The 17,163-nt window shown below is 40.3% G+C and carries 17 protein-coding genes; 2 read left to right on the top strand and 15 right to left on the bottom strand.

Translation table 11 applies throughout. The features are described from left to right. From F887_RS14245 to rpe, 5 genes are all read right to left on the bottom strand, one after another. Positions 1-501 (bottom strand): hypothetical protein, encoded by a 501-nt coding sequence (locus F887_RS14245; protein ID WP_005291958.1) that lies wholly within the window; start codon positions 499-501, stop codon positions 1-3. Positions 502-583: 82 nt separating this feature from the next. Then, the gene (locus F887_RS14250; RefSeq protein ID WP_005291955.1) at positions 584-1,480 is read right to left on the bottom strand and encodes a copper resistance protein B; all 897 of its coding nucleotides are present in this window, start codon (positions 1,478-1,480) and stop codon (positions 584-586) included. Continuing rightward, the gene (locus tag F887_RS14255) at positions 1,467-3,407 is read right to left on the bottom strand and encodes a multicopper oxidase domain-containing protein (protein ID WP_005291947.1); all 1,941 of its coding nucleotides are present in this window, start codon (positions 3,405-3,407) and stop codon (positions 1,467-1,469) included. Before F887_RS14255 ends, F887_RS14250 begins: the two co-directional genes overlap by 14 nt. Positions 3,408-3,483: 76 nt before the next feature. Next, a complete protein-coding gene (locus tag F887_RS14260) occupies positions 3,484-3,903 on the bottom strand; it encodes a hypothetical protein (RefSeq protein WP_005291945.1) in 420 nt (139 codons plus the stop codon). 369 nt (positions 3,904-4,272) lie between these two features. Continuing rightward, a complete protein-coding gene (gene rpe, locus F887_RS14265) occupies positions 4,273-4,959 on the bottom strand; it encodes a ribulose-phosphate 3-epimerase (RefSeq protein ID WP_005151321.1) in 687 nt (228 codons plus the stop codon). A 180-nt stretch (positions 4,960-5,139) separates the two neighbouring features. Here rpe and F887_RS14270 point away from each other — a divergent pair, with 180 nt between their 5' ends. Beyond that, positions 5,140-5,418, top strand: coding sequence for a DUF2218 domain-containing protein (locus tag F887_RS14270; RefSeq protein ID WP_005291941.1), 279 nt, complete (start codon positions 5,140-5,142; stop codon positions 5,416-5,418). Between the two features lie 25 nt (positions 5,419-5,443). On the opposite strand, the gene fghA is transcribed toward F887_RS14270, so the two are convergent. From fghA to F887_RS14305, 7 genes are all read right to left on the bottom strand, one after another. Then, entirely contained in the window at positions 5,444-6,289 is an 846-nt protein-coding gene (gene fghA, locus F887_RS14275; protein WP_005291940.1) for an S-formylglutathione hydrolase, read from the bottom strand. Continuing rightward, a complete protein-coding gene (locus F887_RS14280; RefSeq protein WP_005291937.1) occupies positions 6,258-7,703 on the bottom strand; it encodes a C13 family peptidase in 1,446 nt (481 codons plus the stop codon). Before F887_RS14280 ends, fghA begins: the two co-directional genes overlap by 32 nt. A gap of 203 nt (positions 7,704-7,906) precedes the next feature. Continuing rightward, on the bottom strand, positions 7,907-8,716 hold the full coding sequence (locus F887_RS14285) for a class I SAM-dependent methyltransferase (RefSeq protein WP_005291934.1): 810 nt from the start codon (positions 8,714-8,716) through the stop codon (positions 7,907-7,909). After that, the gene (locus F887_RS14290) at positions 8,716-9,537 is read right to left on the bottom strand and encodes an undecaprenyl-diphosphate phosphatase (protein WP_005291932.1); all 822 of its coding nucleotides are present in this window, start codon (positions 9,535-9,537) and stop codon (positions 8,716-8,718) included. Before F887_RS14290 ends, F887_RS14285 begins: the two co-directional genes overlap by 1 nt. A gap of 8 nt (positions 9,538-9,545) precedes the next feature. Next, complete coding sequence (gene tsaB, locus F887_RS14295; protein ID WP_005291930.1) at positions 9,546-10,229, bottom strand: tRNA (adenosine(37)-N6)-threonylcarbamoyltransferase complex dimerization subunit type 1 TsaB; 684 nt, start codon at positions 10,227-10,229, stop codon at positions 9,546-9,548. Positions 10,230-10,361: 132 nt separating this feature from the next. Further along, entirely contained in the window at positions 10,362-10,889 is a 528-nt protein-coding gene (locus F887_RS14300; protein WP_171067430.1) for a gamma carbonic anhydrase family protein, read from the bottom strand. A 25-nt stretch (positions 10,890-10,914) separates the two neighbouring features. Beyond that, positions 10,915-11,529, bottom strand: coding sequence for a CoA pyrophosphatase (locus F887_RS14305; protein WP_171067384.1), 615 nt, complete (start codon positions 11,527-11,529; stop codon positions 10,915-10,917). Positions 11,530-11,651: 122 nt separating this feature from the next. On the opposite strand from F887_RS14305, the gene F887_RS14310 reads away from it, so the two are divergent. Next, on the top strand, positions 11,652-12,200 hold the full coding sequence (locus tag F887_RS14310; protein WP_005291927.1) for an NUDIX hydrolase: 549 nt from the start codon (positions 11,652-11,654) through the stop codon (positions 12,198-12,200). A 37-nt stretch (positions 12,201-12,237) separates the two neighbouring features. Here F887_RS14310 and F887_RS14315 read toward each other — a convergent pair whose 3' ends face one another. The 3 genes from F887_RS14315 to F887_RS14325 are packed head-to-tail and all read right to left on the bottom strand — an operon-like array spanning position 12,238 to position 17,158. Further along, positions 12,238-14,196, bottom strand: coding sequence for a putative pilus system protein FilF (locus tag F887_RS14315; protein WP_005291926.1), 1,959 nt, complete (start codon positions 14,194-14,196; stop codon positions 12,238-12,240). Positions 14,197-14,219: 23 nt separating this feature from the next. After that, positions 14,220-15,494, bottom strand: coding sequence for a putative pilus assembly protein FilE (gene filE / locus F887_RS14320; protein ID WP_005291925.1), 1,275 nt, complete (start codon positions 15,492-15,494; stop codon positions 14,220-14,222). Beyond that, positions 15,494-17,158 (bottom strand): putative pilus system OmpP1/FadL family transporter FilD, encoded by a 1,665-nt coding sequence (locus tag F887_RS14325; RefSeq protein ID WP_171067429.1) that lies wholly within the window; start codon positions 17,156-17,158, stop codon positions 15,494-15,496. Before F887_RS14325 ends, filE begins: the two co-directional genes overlap by 1 nt. Positions 17,159-17,163 lie beyond the last annotated feature (5 nt).

Raw genomic sequence — 17,163 nt, 5'->3', positions numbered from 1 at the left:
TTACTTATCCTGTTTATTTTGTATGGCTTTTATCCATTGCCTAAATCGCACTAAAGCAGCTGAAAAAAACTGCTGAATCAGGCTGAATATATTTTCATTCTGCTGCTGATATTTGGTTTGAGATGCTTCTTGTTTCGCTGTTGCAAGTTCCAAAGGTTCATAATGCGTCATGGTTTGCTGCAATTCCGCACCAAGATTCAAACGCTGTAATGCTGCCGTAACCTCTGAAACTGGATCTTGATGATAAAGTGCCAAATGTCGTGCCTCTAAATCAATACAATGCTCAATCAATAGGTCTGAGAAAGGGAGTAAGGCTTTTCTAACACGCTGCGCTTCTACAAGGCTGCTCATATGTGGAATATAATAAAAACTTACATGCATGCTGCCATCAGCAGGAATCAGTTCAAGTTGAGATAATGATGATCTCTGCGTTTTTTCTTTCAGATGGGCGTACGAATTTGTTTTATCTGTTATTGGGTTGTGTTGTTGTTCTAAAGCCATTTATGCACCATGAATGACTCAAAAAAGATACTGTTAGTATAAACCAACAGTATCTCGAAAAAATGACATTTTAAACAAAATATCAGAACTTTAGCGAAAGACCTGCACCATAGACCCAACCCGTTTTGGAGTCGCTGGCAGTTTGCCAATTGGTCTCTTTGCGTCCTTTACTATAACCATAGCCAACATCTATAAAAGGCATGACTCGATTCTTGACGATTTCATAGCGAGTTTTAATCCCCACTTCTGCATCGGCGAGACCTGTTTTGGCGGCATACTTCGATTCATCTCGAATGACCCACTCCATTTCCAGATAAGGCTGCATGATCAACTTTTGTGTGAGTAATAAATCCCTTTCAGTTTCCAAAACAAAACGCCATTGCTGATCTTGCCCGAAATAAACATGTGCATCTGTTTCAAAGAAATAAGGCGCCATACCATGCAAACCGACAACACCTTCGAATTGTTCCTTATCTAACTCACGCTCAGCGTTATAACGGTAATTTACACCTGCCTGTACATCCCAAAAGTCAGCAATATTACGGCTATAAAGTGCCGCAAGACTCTGTTCCGATTTTTCCGATTCGGCCTTGGCATAATCTGCGATGATAAATAACTTGTTCTCATCGGTTCCAACCCAAGTTTTTAATTTGGATTTGAGTGTGCCTTGTCCATCTTCGTCCAACAACCATTGTGTATCTAGCTGCGTCGCCTGATAGATCTGTCCACCATGCTCTTTGTAATGGTCAGCATGTTCATCTTTATTTTGCATCTGCGATGAAACAGTTGGACTTTGATGTTGCGAATGGTCCATAGCGGCATTCATCGACATACTGGACTGAGCTGGCATATTCATTGGCATGGTCTGATCATGCCCTTCGTGTGCATAAGTGAATGCACTTAAAGAAGAAACCATGCCACCAATCGCCAATAATTGTGTATAGCGTTTCATCTTAGAAGATTGCTTAGTGATGTGCATGGCTCGCTCCTTGAGATGATTGAACAGGTGTTTGTTTTAATGCTTTTGAATCATCAACATTTGCGACAATCAGCTTACTCATCATGCCCGCGCTCATGTGATACAACAAATGACAATGTATCGCCCATTCGCCAATTTCATCAGCGGTCAGTAATGCAGTGACCGTCTTGCCAGGTGGAACAATCAAAGTATGTTTATTTGGCATGTCCTGTGGTGCCTGACCATTTTCCAGCTGCATAAACATGCCATGTAAATGCATTGGATGCGCCATCATACTGTCATTGACGAATTTGAGACGGATACGTTCACCATAACGCACGGTTAAAGGCTTAAAGTCTGGATCACTAAATTTCTTACCATCAATCGTCCAAATATAACGCTCCATGGTTCCACCCAAACGAATCACCACTTCACGCTCTGCTGGGCGACTATAGCGCTCAGGTTGTGGCTGTAAGGATTGCAAATCGGCATAACTTAAAGCTTTATCGCCTGCTGGCGTTGCTGCGTTGGCCCATCCCTGAACGGTATCTGAAGTTGCTTTTTCAGAAGATGCCGCCATCTGGTGTTGGCTATGATCTGACGGCGTTGCTGAAGCTGACATATCCATCTGACCGTGTGCACTATGGTCCATACCCGCCATGTTCATCTGTCCATTCGAACTATGATCCATTTTCGACATGTCCATTTTTCCATGTGAACTATGATCCATCGCTGCTTTTTGCATCGGTTCAACTGGTGCTTTACCTTGAGGCATCTGATGCTGACTATGATCCATATTGGCCATATTCATTGACTGATCTGAACCATGATCCATCTTGCTCATATCCATCTGACCATGCGAACCATGATCCATGCCCATATCTTCCATCGTCAATAATGCACGTGGGCGCGCTTTAGGGATCTGAACCTTTTGCGTATTCGGTGTCATGCTATTGTGCAATGAAGCAATTGCAAAACCAGAACGATCGATTGATTCAGCTTCAATTTGATAATGTGCCTGCTTAGGTTCCACTAACACATCATAAGTTTCTGCTGTGCCAATACGAAACTCATCCACAGGAACAGGTTTCACTGGCTGACCATCTGCACTGACGACAGTCATTTTTAAGTTTGGAATGCGTACATCAAAGAAAGACATTGCTGACGCATTGATAAAACGCAAACGAACCTTCTCACCTGCATTAAAAGCGCCCGTCCAATTCTGCTGTGGTGTCTGGCCATTGACTAAATAGGTATAACCCGTGACATCAGCTAAATCGGTTTTTGCCATTCGCATCTGATTCCACATCGAACGGTCTTGCCAGGTTGCTTTTAAGCCTTGCTGCTTCACCTGTCTCCACACATCGCCAACTGTTTCACGCTGGTCCTGATAATGCTCAGCAGACTTCTTCAGATTTGCCATAATCTTGTCACTTTCCGTTTCATGGAAATCTGACAACATCACCACATAATCACGCTCAGCCTTTTCATGTGCCGCGACAGGTTGTTTGCCTTTCGGATAAATCACCAAGGGGCCATATAAACCGTCTTGTTCTTGTCCTTTGCTATGTGCGTGATACCAATAGGTGCCGTTTTGACGAACTTTGAAACGATATTCAAAACTACCATTCGGTTTAATGCCTTTAAAACCATTAAAACCAGGCACGCCATCCATCAAACCGGGTAGTAGCAATCCATGCCAATGCAGGGAAGTATCTTGATCTTTCAACTGGTTATGCACATGAATAACCGCTTCATCACCTTCTTCAAACTCTAACAGTGGGGCAATAAATTTGCCGTTGACTGTGATGCGTTTAACCGGCTTTCCTGTCACATTCACCGTGCCTTGGTTAATATTCAGGTGATATTCTTTAATTGCAGCCAAACTATAGGGTGCAAACAATAGGCTTAAGCTAGCAATGACACCAGCATATATTTTTGAGGACATGATATTTTTCCTAATCTGTTAACTTTTCAAATTGCGCGTTTCTCTGAGATGTAGAAAAACGGCTTGTAAAGACAGATCAGGTTCTAGGAGGGCGTAGAATCTCTTGCCAATAGCCAGCAAGATGTCGAGCCTGATAGTCCGTATTAATATGCGTACTGAGCTCTAGAAATGGCGAAGAAGATAAACTTGGTGTCTGTTGGTCTAACGCAAAATTGACTGTTTGGCAATGCGAAGAACTATTGCAGTCCTGACAATGCACATTATCTTGCATCATTCCCTCATGACATTTCACAAAATTACCCGAATGGGCATGTGGCATTTGATGATGTTGATCCATCATTTGCTGGTCATGACAAGACATCGCTTGAATTGTTGTAGAAGTAGTTTGATCAGATTGAAGGGTTTGAACTGCTGCAACGGCCACACTGCTTCCCCCGATGAAAAATATCATCAGGAATACAAACCACAGATGTTTGTATTGCTTGCGGAGTTGCACTAAATGTTCCTTGTTTCAATAATCAAAAATTAATTGAGTGTGCTTAGCATAATTTCTTTTATGCTTATGCACAATCCTCTTTGCATTTGAATTTCGATAATTTCATCTTAACATCGCTCGAGACTGTTGTTTTATCAAGCAAATCGACATTCCAACAACCACGCGCAAAAATAAAGCAAAATGAATAAGTTAATGCACAAAAAAAGGACAAAAAATTGTCCTTTTTTCACCAATTTGTTGTGAATATAAACAACTGAAATCATTTTGTTTATTTTAACAACATCTTATCCACCTGCTTATCAACACGGTTATCCACCCAGTTATAAACAAAGTTATCCACAGACCTATGTGAAAAATAGGATGAAAACACTAAACTTCTGTCGCCCCAACTTTTGCCAACTCTGCACGCATTTGGTCAATCACCGTTTTATAGTCAGGTTGACCAAAAATCGCTGAACCTGCAACGAACATATCGGCACCGGCTTCCGCAATTTCACGAATATTGGCTGGACCTACCCCACCATCAACTTCTAAACGGATGTCACGACCACTCGCATCAATAATTTTACGTGCTTGACGAAGCTTTTCCAAAGTCATCGGAATAAATTTCTGCCCACCAAAACCAGGGTTAACGCTCATCAATAAAATTTGATCTACCTTATCTAAAACATAGTCAAGATGATGTAACGGTGTTGCTGGATTGAAAACCAGACCTGCTTTCGCACCGCCAGACTTGATTAACTGCAAAGAACGATCAATATGATCTGTTGCTTCAGGATGGAAGGTAATAATGTCTGCACCAGCTTCCAAGAAATCACCAATCATACGATCGACTGGTGAAACCATGAGATGCACATCAATCGGGGCTTTGATACCATAGTTTTTCAGCGCCTTACAGATACCAGCACCAAAGGTTAGATTCGGTACATAGTGGTTATCCATTACATCAAAATGCACAACGTCTGCACCTGCAGCTAAAACTTTTTCTACATCTTCACCTAAACGTGCAAAATCAGCAGATAAAATCGAAGGCGCAATTAAATAAGGCTTGGACATGGACGACCTGGCAAACTCTGAGAAAATAATGTGTTGATTATAACAAACTTAGACCATCTAAGTCTGTTACAAAGTCATTATTACGGCATTGCAAACTTGCAACACCACGTTGCATCTAGACTATTTTTATCTATTGCAGGCTTTGCTATGTTAAATGCTGGAATTAGAGGATGACCTTGAATGACGAATAGCACTACTCAAATCACAACAAATGAAGGAAAACGTATTAGTAAACGTTTAGTTAATCACTGGAAGCATAAATTTGAAGTATCAGAGACTGAGCAGCATTCAAAAATTTTCATGCCAACTGCAACGGTGACTCTTACTCCGTATGAACAGCATTTAGATGTACTTATTGAAAATCAGCAAGAAAATACCACTCATTTAGAACAAGTGGTGATTGACCATTTAAATCGTATGGCACAACAAGAATTTATTGTTGAATGGCAGCACCATTAAAAAGAAGCTCATATGAGCTTCTTTTTTATCCTGCAACTTTTTCCAGTTGAATGGCATGGAATTGTAAGTGATCATCAATAAAACTTTGAATAAAGTAATAACCGTGATCATAGCCCTTATGTAAACGCAAGGTCAGATGTTGACCTGCATCCAAACAGGCTTGCTTAAATTTTTCAGGATTTAATTGATCATAAAACTGATCATCAACACCTTGATCAATCAAAATTTCATCAAAAATTCGACCCTTTTGTTGAACCAATGCTGTGGCATCATGCGCTAACCATTGTTGCTGCTCAGTACCTAAATATTGGCTGAACGCCTTTTCTCCCCAAGGACAAATACTCGGTGCACAAATCGGAGCAAAAGCAGAAACTGACTTAAATTGTTCAGGATATTTAAATGCCAAGGTCAAAGCACCATGCCCACCCATCGAATGCCCAAAGATACCGACTTGGCTTTCGATAATCGGGAACTCTTGTAAAGCATGTGCATACAGTTCATCTACCAAATAAGATTCCATTTGGTAATGTTCAGCCCAAGGCTGCTGGGTCGCATTAATATAAAAACCTGCACCTTGCCCAATATCCCAATGATCTCCCTGCGCTACACCCTCACCACGTGGAGAGGTATCTGGCGTAATCAGAATCAAACTTAACCGAGCTGCCATTCGTTGTGCATGTGCTTTAATGGCGAAGGTATCTTCAGTACAAGTTAATCCCGCAAGATAGAACAACGCTGAACATGCTTTTCCTTCCAAGGCCGCAGGTGGCAGGTATACGCCAACCTTGCTACTCCCTTTCAGATGCTGAGATTCAAGCTGATAAATTCGTTGTTCACCCTCAAAACAACGATTTTTTTGCAGTAGCTGCATGTTCATCATCCTGTGTTTTTGTAATGTCTGTGGTTGCCATATTCTGTGTTGGGAACAGATACGGCTCAAGTTGTGGCAGCATGAGTTCCATATTGCGTCCCATTGACCATTGTGGTTCAGAAGGCTCAACACCTTGTGCCACTTCCCACTTAGTCACGGTTTGTTTGGCCTGCTCAAACGCTTTTTTCATTGAATATTGTTCGCGCATTGCCAAATCAAAGAATGCTCGACCAAAATAAGTATAGTCCGCTTCATTATTACAGCCAAACGATGTTTTATCCGCCGCAGACGCGGTAATAATTAAGGTATCAGGTGATTGTAATGCTGGAATAAAACTACCTGAATAACAGGCTGAAATCACGATTACACGCCAACGAATCCCTGATTTATCCAGTGTTTCTCTTAACCATTTTGGATCAACTTGACCTAAATCCAAGGGCGCATTTTCAATTTCAAAATGATTACGTTCACCATGTGAAGTCATATACAGAAACAGCACATCACTGTCACGATTCATTTGCTGACCAATACGGCGTAAAGCCAACTCCATGCTGGTCTTTGAAGCAATTGGTACTTCTAAACGCGTCGCTGGATTATTGATCAGCATAATAGAGCGACCAAAGGTTCCAAACCGCGTATCAAACTGCTCTCTTATACGTTCGATTTCGGATTTAAATACATCCACATAGCTATCGCCTGCCACGCCCATAAAATACCAATGACTTTTGGCAATATCGCCGTATTGAATTTGATCGAGTACTTTATCTAACAAATGACTTTGTGCATAGAATGCATCTTCGGCAAAACTTGGCGGGGTTTGTTCCACTTTCCAAATTGGCTGATCTTTAACTGAAAGTTGCCAAACCACCATGGTGGCAATGGTTGCTACAAAAACCAAGGCACGTTCCCACCACGGCCAGTTCAAAGCGCGAGAAAATACCCAAATCACAGCCAGACTTTGCCAGACAAATAACCCAACAAATAATGGTGGTAAAAAACCGTTATAGATACTGTCTGGAATAAAATTGAGATAGCCGTTTGAGCCAAGATATTGAATGATGCATTGCAAAAGCAAAATATTGGTATCAAGTACAAGCCACAACAATGCAGGCACCAACATCAAACGCGGCTGGTTCATACGTTGTGACAGGAAAATACCCACAATTAGAGCAATAAAAGGCCAGAGTGCGTAACCAATCAAGCCTTGGGAATTAAATTCTCCCACTTGCCCTGAAACTAACCAACTATACAGCGAGTTGGTACAGCCTCCGAGAATTCCCCAAATAATGAGCTGGGTAATTGAAGGATGCACAACCTGTAAGGAACGACGCGACCCCAGGAACAACCACATTCCAGCAATTTGGTTACTTTTAAAATCATGCCAGATATTAATGGAAGGTTTAAGGTCTATCATAAAATTCTTCGGGAGTTTCTCTTTTCAAGCCTAAACTGAAAATATGCCATTCTAATAGTTGAATGTGCAGTACTTTTCCTAAAAGACGCGATGCGTGACTGTAGTGTAAGCTCGACAAGAATTTTTTAGCAATCATGCTTTTGCACTATATCACAAATCTTTACTGAGCATTGACGCAAGCCAAACAATCAATGCATTCTGATTTAAATTTTACCTTTTGGAAAATATGCATCAAAACGGCATGCATCACCTAACCATTGATGATCAGGCGTTTGATCTGCCAGATAAACTGCATGTCTAGGACGTTTCACAATCACACGCTTAGCAATCTGTTGAGCCAAATGCAGCAACTGATCACCTAAATCCATTTCCCCATCTTCAGGTAACAGCATATGTAATAACTGCATTTGCTTTTTGACTTGTGCCTGTTTCTTTATCGCCTGCTGATTCTGATCACGCTGTGGGAACATTGGATCCAAATACACCACATCGACCTGCTCACCATGTTGACTCAATTGCTGTAAATACGCATTTGAATCGGCAAAGATCAACTGAATCCGCTGCATAAATGCTTGTAGAAAAGGATCTTGCTCAGCTTGGACTTTGCTGTATTCCAGTAACACAAACAGAATCGGATGACGTTCTACAAGACGAACATCAGCCCCAAGGTAGGCCATGAGTAAACTGTCATGACCCAAACCCGCAGTCGCATCAATCAGGCTCGGTTTCTCACCCAGTTGACAGGCTCGGGCAATCATTTCAGATTTTAAACTGGCTCTTTTTAAACGAGGAATTTCAGCGCGCCAATCTGGCTGCATTTTCATTCCATTGGCAGCGAGACTAAGCCCATCTTCATCCAAAACCAACGCCATTTCTGGATTTAAACGCAAAAAACGGGCATTGATCTTTTCAACCAATTGCCCTGTAAGCTGTACATTCAATTCAGCCAAACGTGTTTGTAAGCGCTGGAACTGCTGTTCACATTCCACTGGATACCAACATCGCATTTGCATTACCAATGCACCCAACCTGTCCACCAGGTTGCCAAGATAAATAAGCCAAATACAATACGATAGTACGCAAATGCAGTGAAATCATGCTTCGACACATAACGAATCAAGGCACGAATCACAACCAAAGCTGAAACAAATGCAACAATAATTCCCACAGCCAACACAGCCATATCATTGCTATGCAACTCATGGCGCATCTTGTACATATCCAGTAAACCCGCACCCATCAGCACAGGAATACCTAAAAAGAAGGAAAACTCCGCCGCAGCTTTACGTGATACGCCTAAGAATAAAGATCCAATAATGGTCGAACCTGAACGAGAGGTTCCAGGGATTAAAGCTAGACACTGAATCAGGCCAATTAAAGTAGCTTGCTTAAAACTCAGATCATCAACCTCTTGGGTCACAATCTGATGCGGGCGACGCTCTGCCCATAAAATAATAAAACCACCTACAATTAAAGCGATCGCGACGGTAATGGCATTAAATAGATAAGCTTTAACCACATCACCAAAGGTCAAACCAATAATCACAATGGGAATAGAAGAAATAATCAGGTTCAGACTGAGACGGCGGCCTTGTTCCTGCCCTGTCAGCGCACCAATCAGTGCCCCCCACAGTTTGCCCCAATATTCATAAATGACTGCTGCAATCGCACCAATTTGTACAGCTACGGCAAACATATCTCTTTTTTCAACAGTCCAAAAATCCAATAATTGACCTGTTAAAATAAGATGCCCTGTACTTGAGATTGGTAGAAACTCGGTAATCCCCTCTACCAAACCCATGATCGCTGCTTTAAATAGCAATAAAAGATCCATAATTAACCTTAATTCGCCTTACCTTGTTCTGGAATTTTTTTCCATGCATCGTCACGTAAGTACACAGGTAAAGCCTGTTCCGCACCCACCCACTTTTGCTGTGCCGCATATACTCTGGCAATTATTGCAATATCCTGCGCAGTTGCCATAATTGTTGCACTGGAAGCCTCGGCTGAGTCTATTTGACTAGGCTTAATTAATTCTGAACCCGAACCAATTGCAGTAAATTTACAATATGCAGCTGCTTGCTCATAATTTAATAATTTTTCGTCATCCATCGCCTGCATAATGCCCTGCTCATCCAAACTAAAATTGGCAATATAGACCTCTTGCATACGTGCATCGAGTACTGCCGAAACTTGTTGCAAACCAGTTAAACGATAAGCAGCTTGTGCCAATGCCTGTAAGCTGGAAACTGGAATCACAGGTAAGTCTTGAGACCATGCAAGTGCCTGTGCAACCGCTGCATTGATACGAACACCGCTGAATGAACCCGGTCCACGACTAAATGCAATTGCAGTTAAATCTGCCAATTGAGTTTTTGTTTGCAATAAGGCTTGTTCAGTTAAAGGCAGAATCGTTTGAGTTTGTGCTTTAGGCCGCTCATCCAACTGAAAATACAACTCTTGAGTATCATCAATTAATGAAACCGAACACTGCTCATTTGCAGTTTCCAATGCAAGCAACTTCATGCAAAAACCTTAACGAAAAAGAGATAAAAAACGTGGGCTATCATACTCCACTCAAACACTATAGGCGAGTTATTGGCTTTTTATTGATCTAAAAACTTGCTAAAGCTGATCATTCGACTTAAAGACAATTCATTAAAAGCTAAATTCTTTCAGCTCCAAAAAGTTTTTATAATGTTCTGCATAATGTAAGGCACTTAAACGCAACCGCGCAGCACCCTGCTCATCCAGTGTTTTGACCACTTTACCGGGTGATCCCATCACCACAGAATTATCAGGAATAACTTTTCCTTCAGGAATCAATGCATTTGCACCAATAATGCAATTCTTGCCAATCACTGCGTTGTTCAAAATAACGGCATTCATTCCAATTAATGAGTTATCGCCAATGCTACAACCATGCAACATTACTTTATGTCCAATCGTGACATATTCACCAATATTCAATTCAATCCCAGCATCGGTATGCAGTACCGCATTTTCTTGAATATTCGAAAAACTACCAATTCGTATCACGCAATTATCCGCACGAACCACAGCGCCAAACCAAATACTGACCTGACGGCCCAATTCTGCTTGACCAATCACGGTTGCTGTTGGAGCAACCCAGCCATCCCACGGTTCATGTAAAGCTTTTGGACTCAATCCCTGATAGGTATACATCATGATAAATAACTCTTAAAAAAGATTAGAACTTAGATAAACCAAAATGAGGTGGATTGACCAAGAATGGCCAATTTTTTTGATAACCCAAACCATATTGAAATAAAGAAATCAGCATACGAGCCGTAAGTCCCCACACAATTTCACTCTCCACCTGCATACTTGGAAAATAAAGCGACTGTCGGGCCAAGCGAACCTCATAAGGCAAAGGCGGTGCATCCATCAGTTCTTGTAATGGGGCAAAAAAAATTCGATCAATTTCGGTAGGTTGGGCAATTAAATCAACTTGGGCTGGGATTAGCCCAACAATCGGTTTGACAGATAAACCACTGCGCGCTCGTTGTATCGGTAAATCACCCAAGAGTTTGACATCAAATGGATTGAGTGCAGTTTCTTCCTGGGCTTCACGCAAAGCAACTACAATATTACTGGTATCACTTGGATCGCGTTTTCCACCAGGAAAAGACACTTCTCCCGCATGTTGGGACAATTGCATCGAACGGCGTGTCAGTAACACTTTTGGTTGGATCTCTTGGGTAATTGCAATCAATACAGCAGCATCCGCCTGCTGGATTCGTTTGGAAAAACGCAACCGTTGTTGTAAAAGCTCTATTAACGATGGTTCTTCCATATGACTCATCTCTTTTTTTCTCTTGTTCCTTAATCAACATCATAGCTGAAATTTTCAGTGCAATCATAGATCATGATGCGAAGTCATCAAAATTCAGTTATGCTGAGCTATCTCTACGGCTGATGATAATTATGAGCTTTTGCGTTGCATGTGGACATCAAACTGAAGCAAAAATTCCAATAGGTGATCATAAATCACGACTTGTCTGCACTCACTGTGGCAACATTCACTATGAAAACCCCAAGGTCATTTGTGGCGCATTGGCACTGTGGGACGATAAAGTTTTGCTGTGTCGTCGCGCAATCGAACCTCGTTATGGCTTGTGGACGTTACCTGCTGGCTACATGGAATTGTTTGAAACCATGGAGCAAGGTGCCGCAAGAGAAACCCGTGAAGAAGCCGAAGCGGAAGTTGAGATTGAACAACTCTATTGTATGTACAATATTCCACGTATTGGACAAATTTATGTCTTATTCAAAGCACAATTAAAACAAGGTTTATTTGGTGCTGGCGAAGAAAGTATCGAATGCCGTTTGTTTGAAGAACATGAAATTCCTTGGACAGAGCTGGCTTTTCCAAGTGTAGAGCAAACTCTTAGACATTATTTTGCTGATCGTAAAAGTGGATTATTTCCAACACATTTAGAGACTTTGGGGACCCGATTAGACCATACGGGTTAAATAAAAAGACCGCTGAAGCGGTCTTTTTATAATGTAATTAAGCTTTGGTTTTAATTGCATTACATGTTGAGATCTTTTGATCAGCAATTCTTATCGTTACCGTTCCAGAGTATCTTTTGGCTAGGTCTCTTTCCTCATCTGTAGGAGCAATGTAACCCTTCTTATCCTTCAACTCATCATATGTCGTATTATAAATTAATTGATAACCTGCATATGTATTAGACCAAACAACAGTTTCATTTGTTAAATTTGTTAAGTTAATCCCTGTTGGCTGGCCAGCTAATAAATTATGAATATTAATTTTAGCGCCTGTTCCCTTGGTTATATTTAAACCAAACATTGCGCCATCAACAGTGCCAAATTTAGGATTTGATAAAATCATTCTTACAGTAATTGACTTATCATTTTGGCTGAACTCAGTAGCTCCGGTGGTACCAATGCGATACTGAATCTGATCATTACTATCAGTAATAGTTCCATCAGCGTTAATAGACTTTACAGTACCGCAAATACCAGACTTGTCTGTAGCTGTAGCATTCGCTTTTATATCTGTACGAATATCACCATGCTCATCGATCACAATCCCAACTTCAACTGGGTCGTATTTAGTCTCTGCAAACTTAAATGTTAATGTTGCATATAATGGAAATATATAATTCTGTTGTGAGCTCACATTCGCTTCTGTTTTAAAAATATCTTTTGACAAATAACTTACAGGGCTAACTTTAACAATATCAATCGCTCCCTTGTAAAGTTGATCATCAATTCTTTGTTCCCATAATCCTATAAGCTTATTATCAACTACATCAGTATCTTTTAGTTTCATCAACTGTCTATACAGTGCAGCCGTACCAGCAACCGTATTACCATTAAGAATTTTACCTTGCTTAATAGATAAATTTTCGCTCGCATTATTACTGAGACTAAAATTTAACTTATGGTCAACGTTAATTGACTGATCAAAACTATTTAACCAACCCGTCTGAGCATCCAGCTGCATTTTCCGCGGTTTAACTTTTGTATTGAGTACAATTGGTGCAATAACGACATCATTTGTTATCGATGCCGGACCACGCCATTGTTGACCATAACCTAAGATATATCCCTGACGATCGGATAAAAGTAAAAAATTCCCCATAGAATGCAATAAATTGGTTTTATCAGTTACACATTTAGAATAATCATCTTTATTGCAACCAAAGAAACCTTCTGGCACAGCAACACCGGTGCTTGCAGTCTCAGATCCACCCGCTTTTAGAAATGGCAAATCTGCCTGCCAAACACCTGTATTTGATATGTTGATCAGTTGTATGAGCAAATTAAATGCTGTTTCATCACTCACTTGATTTAAATTAAGCCAAGGTTTTAAAATTTCAACATATTCACCAGAAATAAATTCAGCCGTCCCGATATTTTTTATAATTTCTGTCAACTGATCACGTTTTTCCTTGGTTATCTCCGTCGGTTGAATATCACCAACAACATTTGCATCTTGTTCAACCCCTATAGCTTGGAAAATTTTAACCAACCCCATTGCCACTTTGATCGTGTCATCATTCATATTTAACGAAGCAGGAGCTTTACCAGTCATTCCAGATGCAATATCAATTAATCGAATAAATGGTGGTGTGGCCATTTTCAATTTAGTAATGTTGTCAAGTTTGACTGTTCCCAAACTAATTTTTTTCGCGCCAGCACCTTGAATATAAAAAGTGACATTATCACCTAACTTACATGCGCCAGAAGCTGTATTTAAAACAGCCTTTGTCGCAAAATGATTAACCGTATCACTGCTACAATCAAAATTTAAACCAGCTATAGGATAGTCAATCACAAACTCCAAACAATCAGCTGAGCTGACATCACAACTTGTGCTTGAAGTAACACCAACTCCACGTGACGGATCTTCATTAATTTTTGAACTCTCGCCACCACATCCATTTAAAATGAGTGCTAATGCAGAAAGCGTAAACGGCAATAATATTCTTTTATTCATGCTTAACTATCCCTAATTTCTCATTACTGTAAAACTGAAAGTTTTATCTGTCCTTGATTTGAAAGTTCTTGTTCAGAAACATCAACTGCCGAAGCTAATGGTGTCATCATTATATATCGTACATGTTCCGGTACTTTAAGTACCCCTTGAATTGCCGTATGTAGCAACACAGTTGCCGTAGTTTTTTTATTCTTAAAACCACTAACACCTTCAGCTATACAACCTTTTTCATCCAAAAATACAACCAGAGGCCAGTAATATACGGGTTTATCATTACTTGATGCATATGAATCCATTTGCATATATTGAATTTCAGTATCTAACTTCACAATCTCATATTCAAATTTTTCTTTGAGCGGCTTTCGAGGCCATAATCCGACATCCTTATTCAACGATAAGGTTTTTATGCTTTTTTTATAACCCTCTAAAAAGCAACGATCATTTTCAAAGGCAGATTTCAAATCTTCGCTGGATAAACGAACATATGTCCCTGATAGTGCGATAGGTGCGGTTGTCTGCTGTGTTCGATTGAAAAGTTTATCTAAGACTGAACGACTCACCCCCTTTTTCCTTTCTACAGTTTCCATCCGCCCAGAACCATCTGGCATGGTATAAAATCGTTTTTTACCTTCTAAATTAAACTCTTGATTTTCCAAATACTCATTATTGACATAGTCAACACCATCAACCTGACTAAATCCAGTCGAAATACGAGCATCTTCAACTGAAGCTACGTTTGTTTGTGGTACTTGGGATTTATCTACAACTGCTGATTTACTCTCAAGGATGGGTTTATATATTACTGACGTATTCGTTGTTACTTGTTGAGTTACAGTTGACTTTTCAATTTTAGCAGGAAGTTTTTTTTCTAAAATAGCAGGAACTTTCGTTTTGTTTTTAGACGTAATATTGGATTGCTCAACAACTTTAGGAATGACAATCGGTTGTGATTCTAAAGATCCCACTTGCTCCTTGTTTTTGACTGTATTGAGCTGATTTTTTTTAAACTCCAATTGTTTCAGATCATCTGCTTTTTGCTGACTAAGTGGCGGTGAAAGTTTCTTCTCAGCATTATTACTTTGAATAACGGGTTGAGGGAGTTTTTCACTATTCACTTGTTGTGTATGCTTACCAGGCTCTGGTTCTTTTTTTGCAACTTTCATAGGCACAACCATTGGACGACCATCTGGCCCAATAATTGTATAGAAACCATCAGCATAAACAGTCGAAACACTTGATACCATTAAAAAGAATAATGAAATAGCAAGTGTCGATTTTTGAGTCCTTTTCTTTTGCATTACCATCTTGTTCTGTAGTTAATCCCAAGTAAAGTTACTTTCGTATTTGTTTTTACATTCAAACCCGCATAAGGGTTTAATAAAATATTATTTACCCCTGTTTGGTTTGACAAACTACTTGTATTGGCTGGAATATCATCACGGCTGCGTAAGAAACCGAGTGACAAATCTAAGTCGGTATCCTGATCAAAACGGTAACCAATACCTAAACCAAATAATTGGGCATTATTAATTGGTACCATGGTATTACGTTTATCGTCAGGAATTGAACTGGTACGTGGCTCATAGCCCATACGTAATTTTAATCGATCTGTTGCAGAATACTCTAAACCGATCCCCCAACGCCAAGATGATTGAAATTTCAAGGGTAGGGAAAGTGAACGATCTGTCACGTCTGCAGATAATAATTTAGCAACTTTTAACAATGAGATTTGTCGATCAAACTCAAACTTAAACTTATCCCATGCTGAAAAGTCCGTCCAACCCAAGTCAAAATTTACCTGCAAATCGGGTAAAATCTTATACTTAATGCCGGCTTTAAAATGCTGAGGATACTTAAAATCCATTGCCAATAAACCAGATTCTGTCGCTGGAGCATAACCGGGAAAACCAAGAATTGCTGCAAGAATTTGCCCCGTTGCAGATGAATTTAGGCCTGCAATTAACTCTCGTGGCGCATTCGCAATATTAATTAAATATTTGCCGTGTAGTCGCATTTTAGCTTCGCTCTGATACACCATACCAAAACTAAAATCATCAGTAGGTTCCCAAAGTAAGCCTAAGTTATAACTTGGGCTAAGTGATTGCTCGAGTGAAACATCTAAAGCACCCACTTTACTAAAAGGATTCATTCCCTCTTTGGCATTACACATCCCAAAAAGTAAAAGATCCGTAATAATATCTCCATTTTCCTTAAATGGTCCACAAACCACTTCATCAACCATACGTAATACCCCGATTAATTCGTTCGGGAAACGTAAATCTGTTTTCATGGCAATCGCTTGATAAGACATGCCAAATGAAGCACCTAAATATAAGTGATCGTTCACCTGATAACCAAATGATGGTGACAAATAGGTAATACGCTCTAAAGCTACTTGTTGCCCCATGTAGTTACTTGGATTACCATCTTCCGCACCAAAACCTGCGACAAGTGGTGCATATACGGCTGTTGCATAGGTTACTTTTGAACCTGGTGGTTTATAGGAAATACCCGCTGTTGGCGCGACCAATGGAGAGTTTGGACCTAAATCTACAATTTTCTTTAAAACAGGCACATAAATACTGGCATATTCCACATCCCCACTTACTGTACCTTTATAATCCGTACAAACATTGGCATCAATTTCAGGCCCATCATTACAAACAAGCGGGTCATCTGAGTAACCAAATACGTTATAACCTGCAGGTGCTGAATAATCTCGCTTAATAGCAAAATTAGCCAAAATCCCCTGGACATCTGTTTGCAATCCATCCAACTTCGCAAGTGCTGCTGGATTAAAATGAACTGCACTAATGCCTGGCGGATCAGCCGTTACCGCATTCCCTAATGCTAAAGAACGCAAATCTACCGATAAGTCTTGTCCGAGTTGTGCATGAGTCGCACTCGATAGCCCAGCAAAAAAAATTGCTATCGTTAATGGACATAATTTAAGGTTTTTCACCATTA

The sequence above is a fragment of the Acinetobacter sp. NIPH 2100 genome (assembly GCF_000369805.1).
Taxonomy (GTDB): Bacteria; Pseudomonadota; Gammaproteobacteria; order Pseudomonadales; family Moraxellaceae; genus Acinetobacter.
The sequence above is the reverse complement of the archived record's forward strand: the minus strand, read 5'-3'. Positions and strand labels throughout refer to the sequence as shown.

Coding starts and splice junctions, on each gene's coding strand:
- F887_RS14310 (WP_005291927.1), top strand. CDS start 11,652: ATGAGCTTTTGCGTTGCATGTGGACATCAAACTGAAGCAAAAATTCCA.
- F887_RS14270 (WP_005291941.1), top strand. CDS start 5,140: ATGACGAATAGCACTACTCAAATCACAACAAATGAAGGAAAACGTATT.
- F887_RS14255 (WP_005291947.1), bottom strand. CDS start 3,407: ATGTCCTCAAAAATATATGCTGGTGTCATTGCTAGCTTAAGCCTATTG.
- rpe (WP_005151321.1), bottom strand. CDS start 4,959: ATGTCCAAGCCTTATTTAATTGCGCCTTCGATTTTATCTGCTGATTTT.
- F887_RS14300 (WP_171067430.1), bottom strand. CDS start 10,889: ATGTATACCTATCAGGGATTGAGTCCAAAAGCTTTACATGAACCGTGG.
- tsaB (WP_005291930.1), bottom strand. CDS start 10,229: ATGAAGTTGCTTGCATTGGAAACTGCAAATGAGCAGTGTTCGGTTTCA.
- F887_RS14245 (WP_005291958.1), bottom strand. CDS start 501: ATGGCTTTAGAACAACAACACAACCCAATAACAGATAAAACAAATTCG.
- F887_RS14285 (WP_005291934.1), bottom strand. CDS start 8,716: ATGCAAATGCGATGTTGGTATCCAGTGGAATGTGAACAGCAGTTCCAG.
- F887_RS14305 (WP_171067384.1), bottom strand. CDS start 11,529: ATGAGTCATATGGAAGAACCATCGTTAATAGAGCTTTTACAACAACGG.
- F887_RS14315 (WP_005291926.1), bottom strand. CDS start 14,196: ATGAATAAAAGAATATTATTGCCGTTTACGCTTTCTGCATTAGCACTC.
- F887_RS14280 (WP_005291937.1), bottom strand. CDS start 7,703: ATGATAGACCTTAAACCTTCCATTAATATCTGGCATGATTTTAAAAGT.
- fghA (WP_005291940.1), bottom strand. CDS start 6,289: ATGCAGCTACTGCAAAAAAATCGTTGTTTTGAGGGTGAACAACGAATT.
- F887_RS14250 (WP_005291955.1), bottom strand. CDS start 1,480: ATGCACATCACTAAGCAATCTTCTAAGATGAAACGCTATACACAATTA.
- F887_RS14290 (WP_005291932.1), bottom strand. CDS start 9,537: ATGGATCTTTTATTGCTATTTAAAGCAGCGATCATGGGTTTGGTAGAG.
- filE (WP_005291925.1), bottom strand. CDS start 15,494: ATGCAAAAGAAAAGGACTCAAAAATCGACACTTGCTATTTCATTATTC.